We start from the raw sequence: 15,990 nt of genomic DNA on the forward strand, positions 1-15,990 counted from the left end.
TATGGCAGCACGTCTCAAAGAGTTCTATCGACAGAAAGTCGTTTCTGCTCTTAAGCAGGAGCTTGGCTACGGTAACGTGATGCAGATTCCGCGGCTCGTAAAGATCGTTGTGAACATGGGCTTGGGAGATGCAGTCCAGAATGCCAAGGTGCTTGAGACAGGGGTCGCTGAGCTTACACAAATCACGGGACAAAAACCTGTGGTGACAAAGGCTCATAAATCGATTGCTAACTTCAAGTTGCGCGAAGGCGTAGCGATTGGTTGTGCGGTCACATTACGGGGAGACCGCATGTATGAATTTCTTGATCGTCTCGTGAGCGTCGCTTTACCGCGCGTTCGCGATTTCCAGGGAATTTCGGACAAGTCGTTCGATGGACGTGGTAACTATTCGTTAGGTATTCGCGAACACGTTATCTTTCCTGAGATCAACATTGATAAAGTCGAACAAGTGAAAGGCTTTACGTGCTCCTTTGTAACCACAGCGCAGACGGACGCTGAAGGACGTGCGCTCTTACGTGCACTAGGGATGCCGTTTCGGAGTTAATACTATATGGCACGAACCTGTTTACGAGTTAAAGCTCAACGCAAGCCAAAATTCTCGGTCCGCCAACATAATCGTTGTGGTCTGTGCGGACGTCCACGGGCTTTCTATCGCCGCTTTCGCATGTGTCGCATCTGTCTGCGTAACTACGCGCTTAAGGGACAGATTCCTGGTCTTACTAAAGCGAGTTGGTAAGGAGGATGACAGATGTGCACTGACCCCATATCTGATTTGCTGACCAGCGTTCGAAACGGTTTACATGCCCACAAGGAACGAGTGAATGTACCGTGGTCACGCCTCAAAGAAGCTATCATCAAGGTTGCTATTGAAGAGGGGTTTCTCAAAGAATATGCGAAAGTTGAAGAGCAAGGGCGCCCTCAGCTCCGTATTTGGCTCAAGTACGATGCCGCAGGGAAACCAGTGTTACGTGGAGTAAAGCGCATTAGTAAGCCGAGTTTACGAACCTACACAGGAACGAATAACATTCCCCTCGTGCAAAATGGGCTTGGGGTTAATATTCTATCGACTTCCCGCGGTATCATGGCTGACCGGGAAGCTCGAAAACAACATGTCGGTGGCGAGATTCTGTGTAGCTTGTGGTAAGACTCTGGCGAGAGGAGAAACGGAAAAATGGCAGGTATTGGACGCTGGCCAGTGCCGGTACCAGATAAGGTGAAGGTTTCCGTACAAGACGGAAAAATCGCCGCCCAGGGAGCGAAAGGGCAACTTGAGGTTGCGATTGACCCCTGTGTCAGTGTTGAAATGAAGGATGGCGGTATTGTCGTCGCGCGTTCTGAAGAAACGCGGCGAGCTAAGGCGATTCATGGCATGACGCGAAAGATGATTGCCAACATGGTCGAAGGGGTAAGCAAAGGCTTTACACGCACCCTTGAGATCAGCGGTGTCGGCTATCGAGCTGAAGCTGTGGGTAAGGTTGGTGTTCAGTTCAGTCTCGGCTATTCGCATCCGATTCTGTTCCAACTTCCGGAGGGGATCCAGGCTAAGATCGAACGCCAGACCGTCATTACGTTGGAAGGGATAGATAAGCAATTACTGGGTGAAGTCGCAGTTGCGATTCGGCGTCTGCGCCCACCTGATCCTTACAAAGCAAAAGGTATTAAGTACGCCGAAGAAACGATTCGTAGAAAGGCCGGCAAGACAGCTGGGGCGAAATAGGTCAGACGTATGGCACGGACAAACTCGCGAGAACGCGCTCGCTCTTTACGACAAAAACGTGTTCGCGATCAGATACACGGAACCAATGTACGTCCCCGGTTAAGCATTTATCGCAGTGGACGACACATGTATGCCCAAGTCATTTCTGATGAAAGTGGCACGACGGTGACGTCCGCTTCTACGCTCTCATCCGAATTGCGAGGAGCCGCTAAGAAGACTGCGACCGTTGACGCCGCCAAAGAGGTCGGTGCTCTTATTGCCCGCAAGTGTCAAGAAAAGGGCATCTCACAGGTTGTTTTTGACCGTAATGGTTTCTTATATCACGGCCGTGTCCGAGCAGTAGCAGATGGGGCACGCGAAGGCGGATTGCAATTCTAAGGAGTAGCGAGTGGCTGAAATTATCGAACGGATTAACTCCGACGGGCTCGAGATTAAAGAGAAAGTGGTCCACATTAGCCGTGTGAGTAAGGTGGTGAAAGGTGGACGCCGATTTAGTTTTAGCGCCGTCGTTGTTGCTGGTGACGGCTCAGGCCATGTCGGGTACGGTTTGGGAAAAGCCCACGAGGTTCCTGAAGCGATTCGCAAAGGCATCGAACAAGCAAAGAAATCCCTTATTCAGGTCCCGCTTGCAGAAGGGACGATCCCACATGAAGTGATCGGGAAACATGGCGCTGGTCGAGTATTTATTAAGCCTGCCTCGCAAGGAACTGGCCTTATTGCTGGCGGAGGTGTCCGAGCGGTTATGGAACTGGCTGGCGTAAAAGATGCCCTCACGAAGTGTCTAGGATCGACCAATCCGCATAACTCGGTCCGAGCCACGCTTGAGGCGCTACGATCTCTCTCCGTTCCTGGGCAAGTTGCTGAACGCAGAGGTAAGAGTGTCGCTGAAATTCGCTAGAAGAGTGAAGGCTATTATGTCTGAAGCAAAAGGGAAAGTTCTGCAAATTACCCTAAAGAGAAGCGGGATAGGGTGCACTCGCCGGCAGCGTGAAACTTTACGTGGGCTGGGACTAACGTATAGAGAGAAGACGACCCTGCGCCATGACTCCCCATCGCTACAAGGTCGGTTGCGTACGGTTGAGCATCTCATCGAGGTAAAAGAACATGGATCTTAGTAATCTTCGCCCAGCGGCGGGAGCGACAAGAAAAAGAAAACGCATTGGGCGTGGCCCTGGTTCAGGGCATGGGAAGACTTCGGGGAAAGGTCACAAAGGGCGTGGCTCTCGGTCTGGCGGCAATACTCCTCCAGGGTATGAAGGTGGACAGATGCCGTTGTCTCGAAGATTACCAAAGTACGGATTTAATAACATCTTCCGGGAAGAGTTTAACATTGTTAATATTGGCAGCCTCGAACGATTCGATACTGGCTCTGTAGTTGACGCAGCAAAGCTCGTTGAAGTTGGACTAGTGAAAAACACCAAGAAAAAGGTTAAGATCTTAGCGGATGGGACTCTGACGAAATCGCTGATTGTGAAAGCCCAAGCGTTTAGTAAACAAGCACAGGAAAAAATTGTGTCGCTCGGCGGTACTGCTGAGGTCATCTGACAATGCTTGAAGGTTTTCAAAACGCAACGAAAATAGTAGAGCTGCGCAAGCGGATCTTCTTTACATTCGCGTTACTCGCTATCTACCGTATCGGCGTTGCGATCCCTACGCCGGGCATTGATGGGCAAGCGCTTGCCAACTTTTTCGAGCAAGCACGCAATACCGTCTTTGGCCTGGTTAATCTTTTCTCAGGAGGAGCGCTTGAGCGCTTTTCTATCTTTGCGCTGGGCATCATGCCCTATATTAGCGCATCGATTATCCTTCAGCTTTTAACCGTCGTCTTACCTCCATTGGAGCGGTTGTCGAAAGAGGGAGAGTTAGGGCGAAGAAAAATTACTCAATATACACGGTACAGCACGATCGCCTTAGCGCTATTACAAGGGCTTTTCATTAGCATGGGACTGGAGCAAATTAGTACCCCCAGCGGCGGGTCAGTAGTCTACAATCCTGGCTGGGAATTCCGTCTGATGACAGTGATTACCCTAACTGCAGGGACCGCGTTCATCATGTGGCTTGGCGAACAGATTACTGAACGCGGCATTGGTAATGGTATCTCGCTTATCATTTTTGCTGGTATTGTCGCGAGTATTCCTTCAGCCATTACGTCGACGATGGAATTCGTTCGAGAGGGCGAACTAAGTATCTTTATTGTCCTCCTGCTTCTTGTGTTAATGGTTGCCGTTGTTGCGGCCGTGATTGTCATGGAGCGAGGCCATCGACGTATTCCGGTACAATACGCCAAACGCGTAGTTGGGCGGCGAGTCTATGGTGGTCAAACTTCGCACCTGCCATTGAAAATTAACACGGCTGGCGTGATTCCGCCGATTTTTGCATCCTCTGTCCTCGTTTTTCCTGCGACTATTGCGGGATTTTCTGATGCTCCGTGGTTGAAATCTATGGGCGACGCTTTGACCCCCGGAAACTGGATGTATGAAATCCTGTACGTCGCGATGATCATTTTCTTTTGTTACTTCTACACGGCAGTTGTCTTTAATCCTGTGGATGTTGCCGACAACATGAAGAAGAATGGTGGCTTTATACCCGGCATTAGACCTGGACAGCGGACTGCTGAATATATGGACCGTATCCTCAGCCGTATCACATTAAGTGGCGCAATTTATATCTCGCTCGTCTGTGTATTGCCAACGCTGCTGATCGGCTCTTTGAATGTGCCATTCTTCTTTGGTGGCACAGCATTGCTGATTGTTGTTGGTGTTGCACTTGATACGGTAGCGCAAATTGAGACGCAAATCATTGCGCGTAATTACGAAGGATTTATGAAACGTGGACGGTTGCGGGGACGCACGCCTGGGAGGATGAACTGATGCGCATTGTACTAGTCGGTCCCCCTGGTGCTGGAAAGGGGACACAAGCGCGAGTCCTGCAGGGAACCTTTGGCATCCCACAAATCTCGACTGGTGACCTTCTGCGTGAAGCGGTAAAAGCCGGAACTCCGCTCGGTAAACAAGCACAGGGATTCATGGATAAAGGCGAGTTGGTTCCCGATCAACTTGTGACAGACCTCGTCGCAGAACGCATCCAAAAGCCAGACTGTACCCCTGGATTCTTGCTTGATGGTTTTCCTCGCACCATCGCCCAGGCTGACGCGCTGAGTAAGGAGCTTGTGCGACACAACCAACGTCTTGACGCGGTTGTGAGTATTGTGGTTCCGCGGGGCGATCTTTTCGCTCGCCTCGGGGGACGCTGGGTTTGTCGGTCGTGTCAGGCGATGTATCACGAATTGTTTAGTCCACCGAAGAAAACTGGGATGTGTGATACCTGTCAGGGAGAGTTGTATCAGCGTAATGATGATAAGGCAGAAACTGTTAACGCTAGGTTAGAAGTGTACGAACGATCGACGGCTCCGTTGCTCTCGTATTATCGACAGGGTTCACTCTTGCATGACATTAATGGTACTGGGAAACCTGAAGAAGTATTGGATCGGATTACAAAAACAATTAAAAGCCTAAAACCTGCAGCTGTCTCATGATCTTCCTTAAATCTCCCCAGGAAGTCGAGATTATGAGTACTGCGAATCGTATCGTCAGTGAAATCCTGGCGGAGTTGCGGGAAAATATCCGTCCCGGCATTACAACAGGGGAGATTGACCGGGTCGCTTCTGATCTGATCAAGAAGAAAGGTGCCCGCTCTGCCTTCAAAGGATATCAGATGCGTAACGGGACCGTGCCGTTCCCCGCGACCATCTGTATCTCGCTGAACGACGAGGTGGTACATGGCATTCCTTCCGCACAACGTACCATCCGAGAAGGAGATGTCGTCAGTCTCGATTTTGGTGTGATTTATCGCGATTTTTATGGCGATGCGGCGGTTACGTTCGCCCTTGGTCGCGTGGAAGAGAAGGCGAAGCGATTAATTGAAACGACCGCAGCAGCTTTAGAAGAAGGAATTGCCCAGGCTCAAGTGGGAAGTCGGTTGGGAAATATCTCTGCAGCAATTCAAGAGCGTGTAGAAAAAGACGGGTTTTCCGTGGTACGTGAGTTTGTTGGGCATGGTGTTGGTCGACGACTACACGAAGATCCGCCAGTACCAAACTACGGTGCTCCTGGTCGAGGCGTACGCCTACGCGAAGGCATGGTGATTGCCATTGAACCTATGGTTAACGCTGGCCAAGCGGATGTCATGCTGAAGAGTGATGGATGGACGGCCGTGACAAAGGATGGCAGTTTGTCTGCACATTTTGAACACTCAGTGGCGATTACCGAGAAAGGACCACAAGTTCTTTCTCGGTTATGAAGTAATGTACGAGGGATAGATCTATGAAAGTCAGGGCTTCTGTGAAACAAATCTGTCGCAAATGTAAGATCATTCGCCGGGCCGGCGTGATTCGCGTCATCTGCGAGAATCCGCGCCATAAACAACGACAAGGCTAATGCTCCCACACAGGTGAACCGGAGCGGAGGAAACGTATGGCACGTATCGCAGGTATTGAATTGCCACGTAATAAGCGGTCAGAAATCGCGCTCACTTACATCTATGGCATCGGCAGAACGACGGCAGTGCGGATCTTAACCGAAGCCGGAGTGAATATTGGCAAGAAAACAGATGATCTGACAGATGAAGAAGTCGTTAGCATTCGTCGAGTCATTGACCAATCGTATCGAGTCGAAGGAGATTTGCGACGCGACATCACGGCCTCTATTAAGCGCCATCTCGATATCGGTTCCTATCGTGGACTACGGCATCGTAAGAATCTGCCAGTGCGAGGGCAACGGACACGAACCAATTCGCGTACTCGCAAGGGGCCACGACGTACCGTTGCCGGTAAGAAGCAAGCTCCGACGAAGTAAACTGACGAGAACATAGAGGAGAGAGTTCATGGCGAAAGCGGCAGCGGCTGAACGTGCATCGGCACCACGAAAAAAGAAAACCCGCAAGGCAATTCCTGAAGGAGTGGTGTGCATTCATTCGACATTCAATAATACGATTGTGAGTATTACTGACCCACAAGGAAATGTGATTGCGTGGGCAAGTGCTGGAACGGTTGGCTTTAAAGGATCACGGAAGGGAACACCATTTGCTGCTCAAGTCGCAGCAGAAAGTGCCGCCCGTAAAGCCGCAGATGCAGGTATGCGCAATGTCCAAGTCCACGTCAAAGGCCCAGGCGCTGGGCGAGAGTCTGCGTTACGGTCTCTACAAGCTGCCGGGTTTGCGATTAATGTCATTCGTGACGTAACCCCTATCCCTCACAATGGATGTCGTCCGCCAAAGCGTAGACGTGTCTGATCACTGAGGCGGTGTTACTCTTTTGGGGAAATTCAGTACGATAGTCAGGGAACAGGAAAAGCAGGAGGTTTTGTGGCTCGCAACATCGGTCCGGTCTGCCGGATGTGTCGGCGCGAAGGAATTAAGCTCTTTCTCAAAGGAGAGCGCTGCTATACCGACAAGTGCGCCATCGAGAGGAGGGCATACCCTCCTGGTCAGCATGGGCAAGGACGTGGAAGAAAGGCAACTGAGTACAGCGTACAGTTGCGGGAAAAACAGAAACTCCGTCGTATCTACGGTATGCTGGAAGTTCCCTTCCGCCGATTCCTTGGTTTGGCTGAACGGCGCAAAGGAATTACCGGCGAGAATCTTGTCTCGTTGCTTGAGCAGCGCCTCGACAACATGGTGTACCGCATGGGGTTCGCTACCTCTCGCGCAGAGGCCCGGCAATTAGTACGACATGGACATTTTCTCGTGAATCAACGCCGGGTGACTATTCCTTCATACCTTGTCAATTCAGGCGATGAAGTGCAAGTGAAAGAAGCAAGCCGTAAGATCGCGCGGATTCAAGAGTCTGTTGACCTTGCTCAACGTCGTGGAGTACCGGAATGGCTAGAAGTGAACAAAGATACGTTCACTGGCCGGGTCCGATCGTTACCAACCCGCGAGCAGTTGAATCTACCGGTTAATGAGCAGCTTATTGTCGAATTGTATTCGAAAGTGTAATGCTGGTTCGGTACTCTGGGGATGATGAGTACTGGGAAGAGGGAGCAGGATGCAAGACAGTTGGCGTGACCTAATTAAACCCAAGGCCTTGGAGGTTGAAGGGAAGACGCTCACTTCGACATATGGTCGGTTTGTTGGAGAACCGTTCGAACGTGGATTTGGGACGACGTTAGGAACTTCACTCAGACGTGTGCTACTGTCTTCTCTGCCTGGGGCTGCGATCACCAAAGTCAAAATTCGCGATGTGTTACACGAGTTTTCCACCATCGCTGGTGTCACCGAAGATGTGACCGATATTCTGCTGAATCTGAAGGAAATCCGTTTCCGGTTACGTGAGAGCGACGCTGAAGCAGTGCGTCTTGATTTACGTGGTGAACGCCGGGTTGTAGCTGGCGATCTCACAGTGGGACCGCACGTTGATATCCTCAATCCTGAAGTGCACCTTGCTACCCTTGGCAAGGGCGCCCGCCTTGAAATTGAAGCTTCGATTCGACGTGGGCGTGGTTACATCACTGCTGAACGCCATAAAGCTATGGATGAAAGCCCGGTAGGCACTATTTTCCTTGATGCGGCTTTTTCTCCTGTTCGTAAAGTGAATTTTACCGTTACCAATGCCAGGGTTGGGCAACGAACAGACTACGAGCGACTAACCCTGGAGGTATGGACCGATGGGAGTATTCGTCCGGATGAAGCAGTAACAGATGCCGCACGGGTTCTCCAGGATCAACTAGGGATCTTTGTCAGTACGCCGGAAGAGAGCGAGCGCCCCTTTGAGGTGCGTGAGGAAATCCCAGTACCGCAGAGTACGAACCTCTTCCGTCCCATCGAAGAACTGAACTTTTCTGTACGTTCAGCGAATTGTTTGCAGAGCGCAGACATTCGTTACATCGGCGAGTTGGTACAGAAAACGGAAGGGGCTCTTCTCAAGACCAAGAATTTTGGCCGCAAATCTTTAAATGAAATTAAGGAAGCTTTGCAGTCGATGGGATTGGAATTGGGAATGCGGATTGATAATTATCCTTCGCGCGAAGAACTTGAGCGACTCCGTGCTGCCGCAGAGGTAAGCCAATAACGATTTGATAGAAGAGAAGTAATTATGCGACATCTTAAAGATGGACGAAAACTGAACCGCAGTGCAGCGCACCGCAAGGCGCTCATGCGTAACCTCGTGAAGGCTTTACTCCTGCGAGAACAGATTCGTACGACGGATGCCAAAGCAAAAGAACTCCGCCGTTGGGCTGATAGAATTGTCACGCTAGGAAAACGCAATACTGTCCATGCCCGTCGTTTGGCCTTTGCCTATCTTGGTAGCAGAGCGCTTGTCCACCGCCTGTTCGATGAGGTTGCTCCACGCTTTCAAGGGCGCGCTGGTGGTTATACCCGAGTGTTGAAAATTGGTATCCGACGAGGCGATGCCGCGCCACTGTCGATTGTTGAATTCACCGAACGCGGAGAGAAAAAGACAAAGGCTGAAGGAGCTGGAAGCCAACAGACTTCATAGACAACATTCTGACACCTGGACTTCTGTATGAAGGGGGAGCGCTGTTTATCGGCCTCCCCCTTCGCTTTTGGGGCAACTGTGACTGCATTTGAAGATGCCGCAAGAAAAAAGCGTGACGAGACGAAAAAGTCATGCTAAATGAAGGAGGAATGCGAAAGAACTAGCTTCCCCCTTTGTGGATTGTGGTAGGTGGGGATGTGGGAGGGGTGTGACAATGACAGGACGGCACTATGGGTTTCGTTTCAATGGCGTGGAAGGTGGCTTGCTCCTGGGTAGTATATTGCTTGCCTCTTTTTTAATCTTTGTTTCTGGTGTGTATGTAGGGCGGGAGGTTGGGGGACGGAAAGTGGTCGCTCCTTCTCATGTGGTTCGTGTTCCAATCAGCCCCGTTCCTGACCCGATCGTCACAAGAACAACGCCGACAAGTGAATCCAATGCTGCGGTGCGGACTGACGCGACGAGTCAAACGTCAATGACGTGGCCAGTAACAAGCGAGAAATCCGTTTCACCCACGCCCCCGTTACCACGAGCGGAGGTGACTCAGCGTCCAGCCCAAGAAAAACCGAGGCTCTCGCCGTCAGCTGTCCCCACTCCCGCAACGAAAGAGCCGCGAACGGTTTCATCACTAGTTGTGAAAGAAGACCCGAGACCAGCGCGAACGAAACCACCCGCTGAACCTTTCGCTCCGAAGATCCCTGTGGCTGTGGAATCACGGCCAGAAAAAGCGACGACCACAATTGCTGCACGGACAGAAAAGCCCAGTCCCACAGTTACTCAACGTGCAGAGAACACCGCGAAGCGACCGACACCAGTGACGGTTGCTCATGTTGAAAGAACCGAGCCACCCGCTCGGCCTCGATCCGTCGTGGCCGAGGGAAAACGAGCAGAGGATGGCAAGAGTAGTGAAGTAAAGAAGCCACAAGAGATTGCCAAGAAAGTGGCGAAATCTCCCGCGACTTCGGCATGGCGAGTACAGGTTGGTGCGACGACATATCAAGAAACCGCTCAGGATATGGCGCGGGAACTCCGTGAGTTAGGTTATCGTCCCTCCGTAAGCAAGGTGCAAATCAACGGCGAGACGCTCTATCGTGTTCGTATCGGCAGTTTTGGGAAACAAGGGGAAGCGGCGGCTACCGTTGGTCGCTTCCGTCGCGAAGGTCGCTTCTCACAAGCGTACCTGGTGACAGAGTAAGGATGTATGACGGTTAGAGAAGCGATTGCTCAGGTTGTGACAGGTCGTGATCTGACGGAAGCCGAAATGGCTGCGGTCATGACCGAGATCATGGATGGGCAAGCGACACCAGCGCAGATTGGTGCGCTTCTCACCGCTCTCCATATTAAAGGAGAAACCGTCGCTGAGATTACCGGGGCTGCACGCGTCATGCGTGAGTTGGCTGCGAAAGTCCATGCTCCGTCTGCGGTACTCGATACCTGTGGCACTGGTGGTGACGGTCGTCATACGTTTAATATTTCTACCGCATCCGCCTTTGTGGCTGCAGCGGCTGGTCTGAGAGTTGCCAAGCACGGTAACCGCGCTATGTCTGGTGCCGTCGGTGGTGCGGATGTCCTTGAGACTCTTGGGGCTCATGTTGAACTGACGCCCGCCCAGGTCGAGCACTGTCTGCACGAAGTGCACTTTGGTTTCCTCTTAGCACCAGCCTTCCATCGGGCGATGCGCCATGCCGTTGGTCCTCGTCGCGAGATCGGTATCCGGACGATGTTCAATGTCCTTGGACCGCTGACCAATCCTGCTGGAGCACGTCACCAACTGTTAGGAGTGTTTGCGCAGCAGTGGGTGACGCCGCTAGCTGAAGCGTTGGGGCGGCTGGGCAGCGTTCATGCGTTAGTGGTACATGGGGAAGATGGACTCGACGAAATTTCCTTGACTGCGCCGACCGTTGCGGCTGAATGGCGTAACGGTGCTTTGCATACGGCAACCCTGACTCCGGAAGAGTTCGGTTTCACTCGCTGTTCGTTGGCAGCATTGCAAGTACAAAGCGCCCAAGAATCGGCTGACATCATTCGCGCAATTTTTGCGGGCACCCACGGCCCTCACCGAGACATCGTGCTCCTCAACGCTGGGGCAGCGTTGTATGCTGGTGATGCCGTTCCCTCTATCGCGGTCGGGGTTGAACGCGCTCGTATGGCGATTGATAGTGGTTCCGCAGCGCGAACCTTAGAGCGATTTGTGGCTCTGACCCACACAGGAACCGTATGATTCTCGACGACATTGTAGCGTACAAAAAAACTGAACTCGCGACGCAGAAACAACGCGTGTCTCTTCAGCAACTGCAGGATATGCCCCTGTTTCATGCCATGCCATTGCCGTTCACCAAAACACTGCGTGAGTGGCCTGGGCGCACGATCATTGCTGAGGTGAAAAAAGCTTCGCCTTCAAAAGGTGTGATTCGTGCAGATTTCGAACCGCTTTCTTTAGCGAAAACCTATGAAGCCAACGGAGCGGCAGCGATCTCGGTGCTGACGGAAAGTCGGTTCTTTCAGGGGAGCCTCGATTACTTGCGCCTGATTCGTGAACAGGTACGCTGCCCATTGTTACGCAAAGACTTCCTCTTTGATCCATATCAAGTGTATGAAGCGCGCGCATTCGGGGCGAGCGCCATCCTCTTGATCGTGTCGATCTTATCTGATGGGCAAATGAATGAACTGAGTGGCCTCGCTCATGCGCTTGGCCTCGATTGTCTGGTGGAAGTCCACGACGAAGGCGAACTTGAACGTGCCCTTGCCGGTGGTGCTGAACTGCTTGGCGTCAACAATCGTGATTTGCGCACGTTTCATACCACGATTGAAACCAGCGAACGGTTGGTGCGCCTGGTTCCCAAAGAGACAATCGTTGTATCTGAAAGTGGTCTGTCACGGAGTGCGCAGTTGACCCGACTTGAATCACTGGGAGTGAAAGCATTTCTGATCGGTGAAACGTTTATGGCCGCTCCTGATCCTGGGGGGCCGTTGCGCGGACTGATTCGAGGAGAGCTGTGAGCGTTCGGGTGAAGATTTGCGGGGTGACGAGTGTTGATGATGCCCTGCTAGCGGTCGATCACGGTGCGGATCTCATCGGTCTCAACTTCTACCCTCCAAGCCCTCGTTACGTGTCGCTCGCCACTGCTCACGCTATTCGTGCGGTGTTGCCAGAGCATGTCCACTGTGTCGGCGTATTCGTCAACGCGGAGCGGGCCCATATTGCTGATCTCTGCAGCCAGTTGCGCTTGCATGCCGTGCAATTTCATGGGGACGAAACCACTACCGATGTTCAGCACTGGTCATGTATAACGATTAAAGCGCTACGAGTTCCAGTGGATGGGCCATTGCCAGACTGGCAGCAATTTCCGGTGAATTACCTCCTCCTTGACACTCTCAAGCCTGGACGATACGGGGGAACAGGCGAGCGATTCTCTTGGGAGCGTCTGACGACTCTTCCAGTAGACTGCCGTAACCGCCTGATTCTTGCCGGTGGACTGACTCCAGAGAATGTGACTGAAGCTGTGCAGGCGGTTCGACCGTGGGCGGTTGATGTTGCCAGTGGAGTTGAGTCTGCTCCTGGCCGCAAAGATCCAGAAAAAGTACGAGCGTTTATTACCAATGCCAAGACAACCTGATGCTGGCGGACACTTCGGCCCTTATGGGGGGCGGTATGTTGCCGAAACCTTAATGCCCGCCTTGTTAGAGCTTGAAGAGCTCTATCGACGAAGTCGGCGCGACATTACCTTTCAGCGTGAACTGCGCACGTTGCTGCAAGAGTATGTCGGTCGCCCAACCCCCCTCACTTTTGCGAAGCGCCTTACTGAACGGTGGGGCGGTGCCAAGGTCTATCTGAAACGTGAAGATCTGAATCACACTGGCGCACACAAGATCAACAACACGATTGGCCAAGCACTCCTTGCGCGACAAATGAAAAAGGGTCGCCTCATTGCCGAGACCGGCGCTGGGCAACATGGTGTTGCAACGGCAACCGTTGCTGCCTTATTTGGACTTGAGTGTGAAGTCTTCATGGGCAGTGATGATGTCGCCCGCCAAGAGCCGAATGTCTTTCGTATGCGCCTGCTTGGGGCGAAGGTCCGCGAAGTAAAAAGTGGGACGCGAACGCTAAAAGATGCAATGAACGAGGCCTTGCGCGATTGGATCTCGCATGTGGCGTCGACCTTCTATGTCATTGGTACGGTTGCTGGTCCGCATCCCTACCCCATGATTGTCCGCGACTTTCAGGCGGTGATCGGTCGCGAAGCCAAGAAACAAATTCTCCAACATGAAAAACGTTTACCCGACTATCTGATCGCGTGCGTTGGTGGGGGAAGTAACGCGATGGGGCTTTTTGCGCCATTTTTGCATGACAGTTCGGTACGCATGATCGGCGTTGAAGCCGGTGGTCTTGGGGACGGGCAAAACGCAGCGTCGATCTCTGGTGGGCACATCGGTGTACTGCACGGGAGCAAGAGTTATGTGCTGCAAGATGAGAATGGCCAGATTCGTGATACGTATTCATTGGCTCCAGGCCTTGATTATCCTGGCGTCGGGCCTGAATTGAGCTATCTCAACGATCAAAAGCGGGTACAGTATGTGACAGTCAAAGATGCCGAAGCGGTTGCGGCGATGCAGCTACTGGCTGAGACCGAGGGCATCATTCCAGCGCTTGAGAGTTCTCACGCGATTGCCTATGCGGCGATGTTCGTGCCCCGACTTCGTCGCGACGACATCGTCGTGCTCAATCTCTCCGGGCGTGGGGACAAGGATTTGCAAGCCGTGGCGCGCTTTTTGGGAACGGTTCACTAATAGTTATGACACGTATAGCGGAGACTTTCGCCAACTTAAAGGCGCGTGGCGAAGTGGCGTTAATTCCTTACATTACGGCTGGTGATCCGCATCTGGAGACCACCGAGCAACTGGTACTGGAATTTGCCCGTCAGGGAGCAGACCTCATCGAGTTAGGCGTGCCGTTTTCTGATCCGATGGCCGATGGGCCAGCCAACCAACTGGCGGCAGAACGTGCGCTGAAAAGCGGAACCTCTCTCCGTCAGATTCTCGCTATGGTCCAACGCCTGCGACAAAAGGCGACCGTACCGTTGATCCTGTTTACCTATTACAATCCGATTTTCCGTTATGGTGGTGCTCAGTTTGCCGATGATGGGCATGTTGCTGGGGTCGATGGAGTATTGTGTGTCGATCTGCCTCCTGAAGAAGCGGATGAACTGAAACAGGAGACCGACCGTGCCGACCTCGATCTGATTTTTCTTCTTGCACCGACCAGCTCTCTCGTGCGCGCACGCAAAGTCCTTACCCGTGCACGTGGCTTTGTCTATTACGTCTCTGTAGCCGGAGTGACTGGGACTCGAGACTCGTTGCCGGAAGATTTGGGAGAGATGGTCAGGCGGATTCGCGCAATTTCTCCAGTCCCGGTCGGTGTTGGGTTCGGTATTTCCTCGCCGGAGCAAGCCGCCCACGTGGCGATGATTGCTGACGCAGTGATCGTTGGCAGTGCGATTTCTCGTATTATAGAAACTCACTGTGATCAGCCTGACCTCGTGGCTCGCGCGGGGGCATTTGTCGGAAGCTTGAAGCAAGCGCTCCGCACAGCGCGGCAGTCATGAGTTGAACCGTATGAAATCGGAACCCTGCAACGTAGCGGGTGCTGCGCGCACGACTTCTTTCTCGCCGCTCACCTGTGTATGCTTGATGAGGCCACCAACCGATGCTGTCATTCTGAGCGAAGCGAAGAATCTCTCTGAGAGACCCTTCACGAAGCCTGTCTTGAGCCTGTCGAAGGGTTCAGGGTGACAACGATGGTGTACTGAACCCTTGAAGTTTGGTTTAGGTGAGTTGCAATACCAAGAACACCCCAACCTAAGGAGGGGACAATGGCCGCTGTTGACCAACGCCCTGTCCAAGAGGAAGCCGAGTCAATCTGGATCAAATGTGCATCCTGCCAGGAGATTCTGTTTCGTAAAGAAGTTGAGCGTCGTCTGTTTGTTTGCCCCAAATGCAATGCCCATCTGCGTTTAACGGTTGAGCAACGACTCCTCATCACTGTCGATCGGGGATCATTCACTGAACATGACTCGACGTTACAGTCGAACGATCCACTGCACTTTACTGATCGCAAACCCTACGCCGAACGGTTAGCGTCTACACAAGCCAAAACTGGACACCAAGAAGCGGTGGTTTGTGGCGTTGCCACGATTCATGGTCGTGCCGTGGCGCTCGGGATTTTTGACTTCGCTTTTCTCGGTGGCAGTATGGGTGTCATCGTTGGCGAACGGCTGACACGCATTATCGAACATGCGATTCGCGAACGTTTGCCAGTGATCTTTTTTGCTGCCTCAGGTGGCGCACGTATGCAAGAAGGTGTCCTTTCTTTGATGCAAATGGCCAAGGTCAATATGGCGCTGGGTCGCTTACGCGAACAGGGATTGCCATATCTATCAGTGATGACTGACCCGACGACTGGTGGTGTTGCTGCCTCGCTCAGTATGGTGGGCGACATCAACATTGCCGAGCCGCAAGCACTGATCGGTTTTGCTGGGCCGCGAGTCATCGAACAGACCATTCGTGAAAAATTACCCCTGGGATTCCAACGTGCAGAATTTCTCCTCGAGCATGGCATGGTAGACTTGGTGGTCGAGCGCGCGGAGTTGCGGCGCGTGTTGCATCAGGTGTTAGGGCTGCTGTGTGATGACAAGGCAAAGAATGAAAAATGAAAAATTAAAAATGCAAAATTAATGATAAAAAAATCTGCCAAGGATTCTTCGAAATTTTTCATTTTTCATTC

24 protein-coding genes are annotated in these 15,990 nt (G+C 52.3%); all 24 read left to right on the forward strand.

The window, feature by feature from the left end:
- Position 1 precedes the first annotated feature (1 nt).
- The 24 genes from rplE to FJ147_04610 all read left to right on the forward strand — a co-directional run bounded on the left by rplE (position 2) and on the right by FJ147_04610 (position 15,919).
- Positions 2–544 (forward strand): 50S ribosomal protein L5, encoded by a 543-nt coding sequence (rplE, locus tag FJ147_04495; protein MBM4255139.1) that lies wholly within the window; start codon positions 2–4, stop codon positions 542–544.
- A gap of 6 nt (positions 545–550) precedes the next feature.
- A complete protein-coding gene (locus tag FJ147_04500) occupies positions 551–736 on the forward strand; it encodes a type Z 30S ribosomal protein S14 (GenBank protein MBM4255140.1) in 186 nt (61 codons plus the stop codon).
- Between the two features lie 12 nt (positions 737–748).
- Positions 749–1,144: a 30S ribosomal protein S8 gene (gene rpsH, locus FJ147_04505; protein ID MBM4255141.1), complete on the forward strand. Its 396-nt coding sequence runs from the start codon at positions 749–751 to the stop codon at positions 1,142–1,144.
- A 27-nt stretch (positions 1,145–1,171) separates the two neighbouring features.
- Positions 1,172–1,717 (forward strand): 50S ribosomal protein L6, encoded by a 546-nt coding sequence (locus FJ147_04510; GenBank protein ID MBM4255142.1) that lies wholly within the window; start codon positions 1,172–1,174, stop codon positions 1,715–1,717.
- Between the two features lie 9 nt (positions 1,718–1,726).
- On the forward strand, positions 1,727–2,095 hold the full coding sequence (locus FJ147_04515) for a 50S ribosomal protein L18 (GenBank protein ID MBM4255143.1): 369 nt from the start codon (positions 1,727–1,729) through the stop codon (positions 2,093–2,095).
- A 22-nt stretch (positions 2,096–2,117) separates the two neighbouring features.
- A complete protein-coding gene (locus tag FJ147_04520; GenBank protein ID MBM4255144.1) occupies positions 2,118–2,615 on the forward strand; it encodes a 30S ribosomal protein S5 in 498 nt (165 codons plus the stop codon).
- Positions 2,616–2,631: 16 nt separating this feature from the next.
- On the forward strand, positions 2,632–2,832 hold the full coding sequence (gene rpmD, locus FJ147_04525) for a 50S ribosomal protein L30 (GenBank protein MBM4255145.1): 201 nt from the start codon (positions 2,632–2,634) through the stop codon (positions 2,830–2,832).
- Entirely contained in the window at positions 2,822–3,262 is a 441-nt protein-coding gene (locus FJ147_04530) for a 50S ribosomal protein L15 (protein ID MBM4255146.1), read from the forward strand. The genes rpmD and FJ147_04530 overlap by 11 nt, the downstream gene beginning before the upstream one ends.
- 2 nt (positions 3,263–3,264) lie before the next feature.
- Complete coding sequence (secY, locus tag FJ147_04535) at positions 3,265–4,587, forward strand: preprotein translocase subunit SecY (GenBank protein ID MBM4255147.1); 1,323 nt, start codon at positions 3,265–3,267, stop codon at positions 4,585–4,587.
- Positions 4,587–5,252 (forward strand): adenylate kinase, encoded by a 666-nt coding sequence (locus FJ147_04540; GenBank protein ID MBM4255148.1) that lies wholly within the window; start codon positions 4,587–4,589, stop codon positions 5,250–5,252. The genes secY and FJ147_04540 overlap by 1 nt, the downstream gene beginning before the upstream one ends.
- Positions 5,249–6,016, forward strand: a complete 768-nt coding sequence (gene map / locus FJ147_04545; GenBank protein ID MBM4255149.1) for a type I methionyl aminopeptidase — start codon at positions 5,249–5,251, stop codon at positions 6,014–6,016. Before FJ147_04540 ends, map begins: the two co-directional genes overlap by 4 nt.
- A 23-nt stretch (positions 6,017–6,039) precedes the next feature.
- Positions 6,040–6,153, forward strand: coding sequence for a 50S ribosomal protein L36 (gene rpmJ, locus FJ147_04550; GenBank protein ID MBM4255150.1), 114 nt, complete (start codon positions 6,040–6,042; stop codon positions 6,151–6,153).
- A gap of 36 nt (positions 6,154–6,189) precedes the next feature.
- Complete coding sequence (gene rpsM / locus FJ147_04555; GenBank protein MBM4255151.1) at positions 6,190–6,570, forward strand: 30S ribosomal protein S13; 381 nt, start codon at positions 6,190–6,192, stop codon at positions 6,568–6,570.
- 28 nt (positions 6,571–6,598) lie between these two features.
- Entirely contained in the window at positions 6,599–7,006 is a 408-nt protein-coding gene (gene rpsK, locus FJ147_04560; GenBank protein MBM4255152.1) for a 30S ribosomal protein S11, read from the forward strand.
- Positions 7,007–7,078: 72 nt separating this feature from the next.
- Positions 7,079–7,711: a 30S ribosomal protein S4 gene (rpsD, locus tag FJ147_04565; protein MBM4255153.1), complete on the forward strand. Its 633-nt coding sequence runs from the start codon at positions 7,079–7,081 to the stop codon at positions 7,709–7,711.
- A 49-nt stretch (positions 7,712–7,760) separates the two neighbouring features.
- Positions 7,761–8,783 (forward strand): DNA-directed RNA polymerase subunit alpha, encoded by a 1,023-nt coding sequence (locus FJ147_04570; protein MBM4255154.1) that lies wholly within the window; start codon positions 7,761–7,763, stop codon positions 8,781–8,783.
- Between the two features lie 24 nt (positions 8,784–8,807).
- Positions 8,808–9,212 carry a 50S ribosomal protein L17 gene (locus tag FJ147_04575; GenBank protein ID MBM4255155.1) on the forward strand — a complete coding sequence of 135 codons (405 nt, stop codon included), beginning with the start codon at positions 8,808–8,810 and terminating at the stop codon, positions 9,210–9,212.
- A gap of 214 nt (positions 9,213–9,426) precedes the next feature.
- A complete protein-coding gene (locus tag FJ147_04580) occupies positions 9,427–10,404 on the forward strand; it encodes a hypothetical protein (protein ID MBM4255156.1) in 978 nt (325 codons plus the stop codon).
- A gap of 6 nt (positions 10,405–10,410) precedes the next feature.
- On the forward strand, positions 10,411–11,430 hold the full coding sequence (gene trpD / locus FJ147_04585) for an anthranilate phosphoribosyltransferase (protein MBM4255157.1): 1,020 nt from the start codon (positions 10,411–10,413) through the stop codon (positions 11,428–11,430).
- Positions 11,427–12,209, forward strand: coding sequence for an indole-3-glycerol phosphate synthase TrpC (gene trpC / locus FJ147_04590; GenBank protein MBM4255158.1), 783 nt, complete (start codon positions 11,427–11,429; stop codon positions 12,207–12,209). Before trpD ends, trpC begins: the two co-directional genes overlap by 4 nt.
- Complete coding sequence (locus tag FJ147_04595; protein ID MBM4255159.1) at positions 12,206–12,826, forward strand: phosphoribosylanthranilate isomerase; 621 nt, start codon at positions 12,206–12,208, stop codon at positions 12,824–12,826. The genes trpC and FJ147_04595 overlap by 4 nt, the downstream gene beginning before the upstream one ends.
- Complete coding sequence (trpB, locus tag FJ147_04600) at positions 12,810–13,997, forward strand: tryptophan synthase subunit beta (GenBank protein MBM4255160.1); 1,188 nt, start codon at positions 12,810–12,812, stop codon at positions 13,995–13,997. Before FJ147_04595 ends, trpB begins: the two co-directional genes overlap by 17 nt.
- A 5-nt stretch (positions 13,998–14,002) precedes the next feature.
- Positions 14,003–14,812, forward strand: a complete 810-nt coding sequence (locus FJ147_04605) for a tryptophan synthase subunit alpha (protein MBM4255161.1) — start codon at positions 14,003–14,005, stop codon at positions 14,810–14,812.
- A 267-nt stretch (positions 14,813–15,079) separates the two neighbouring features.
- A complete protein-coding gene (locus tag FJ147_04610) occupies positions 15,080–15,919 on the forward strand; it encodes an acetyl-CoA carboxylase carboxyltransferase subunit beta (GenBank protein ID MBM4255162.1) in 840 nt (279 codons plus the stop codon).
- Positions 15,920–15,990 lie beyond the last annotated feature (71 nt).

It is taken from the genome of Deltaproteobacteria bacterium, from assembly GCA_016874775.1.
Classification (GTDB): domain Bacteria; phylum Desulfobacterota; class Binatia; order Bin18; family Bin18; genus VGTJ01.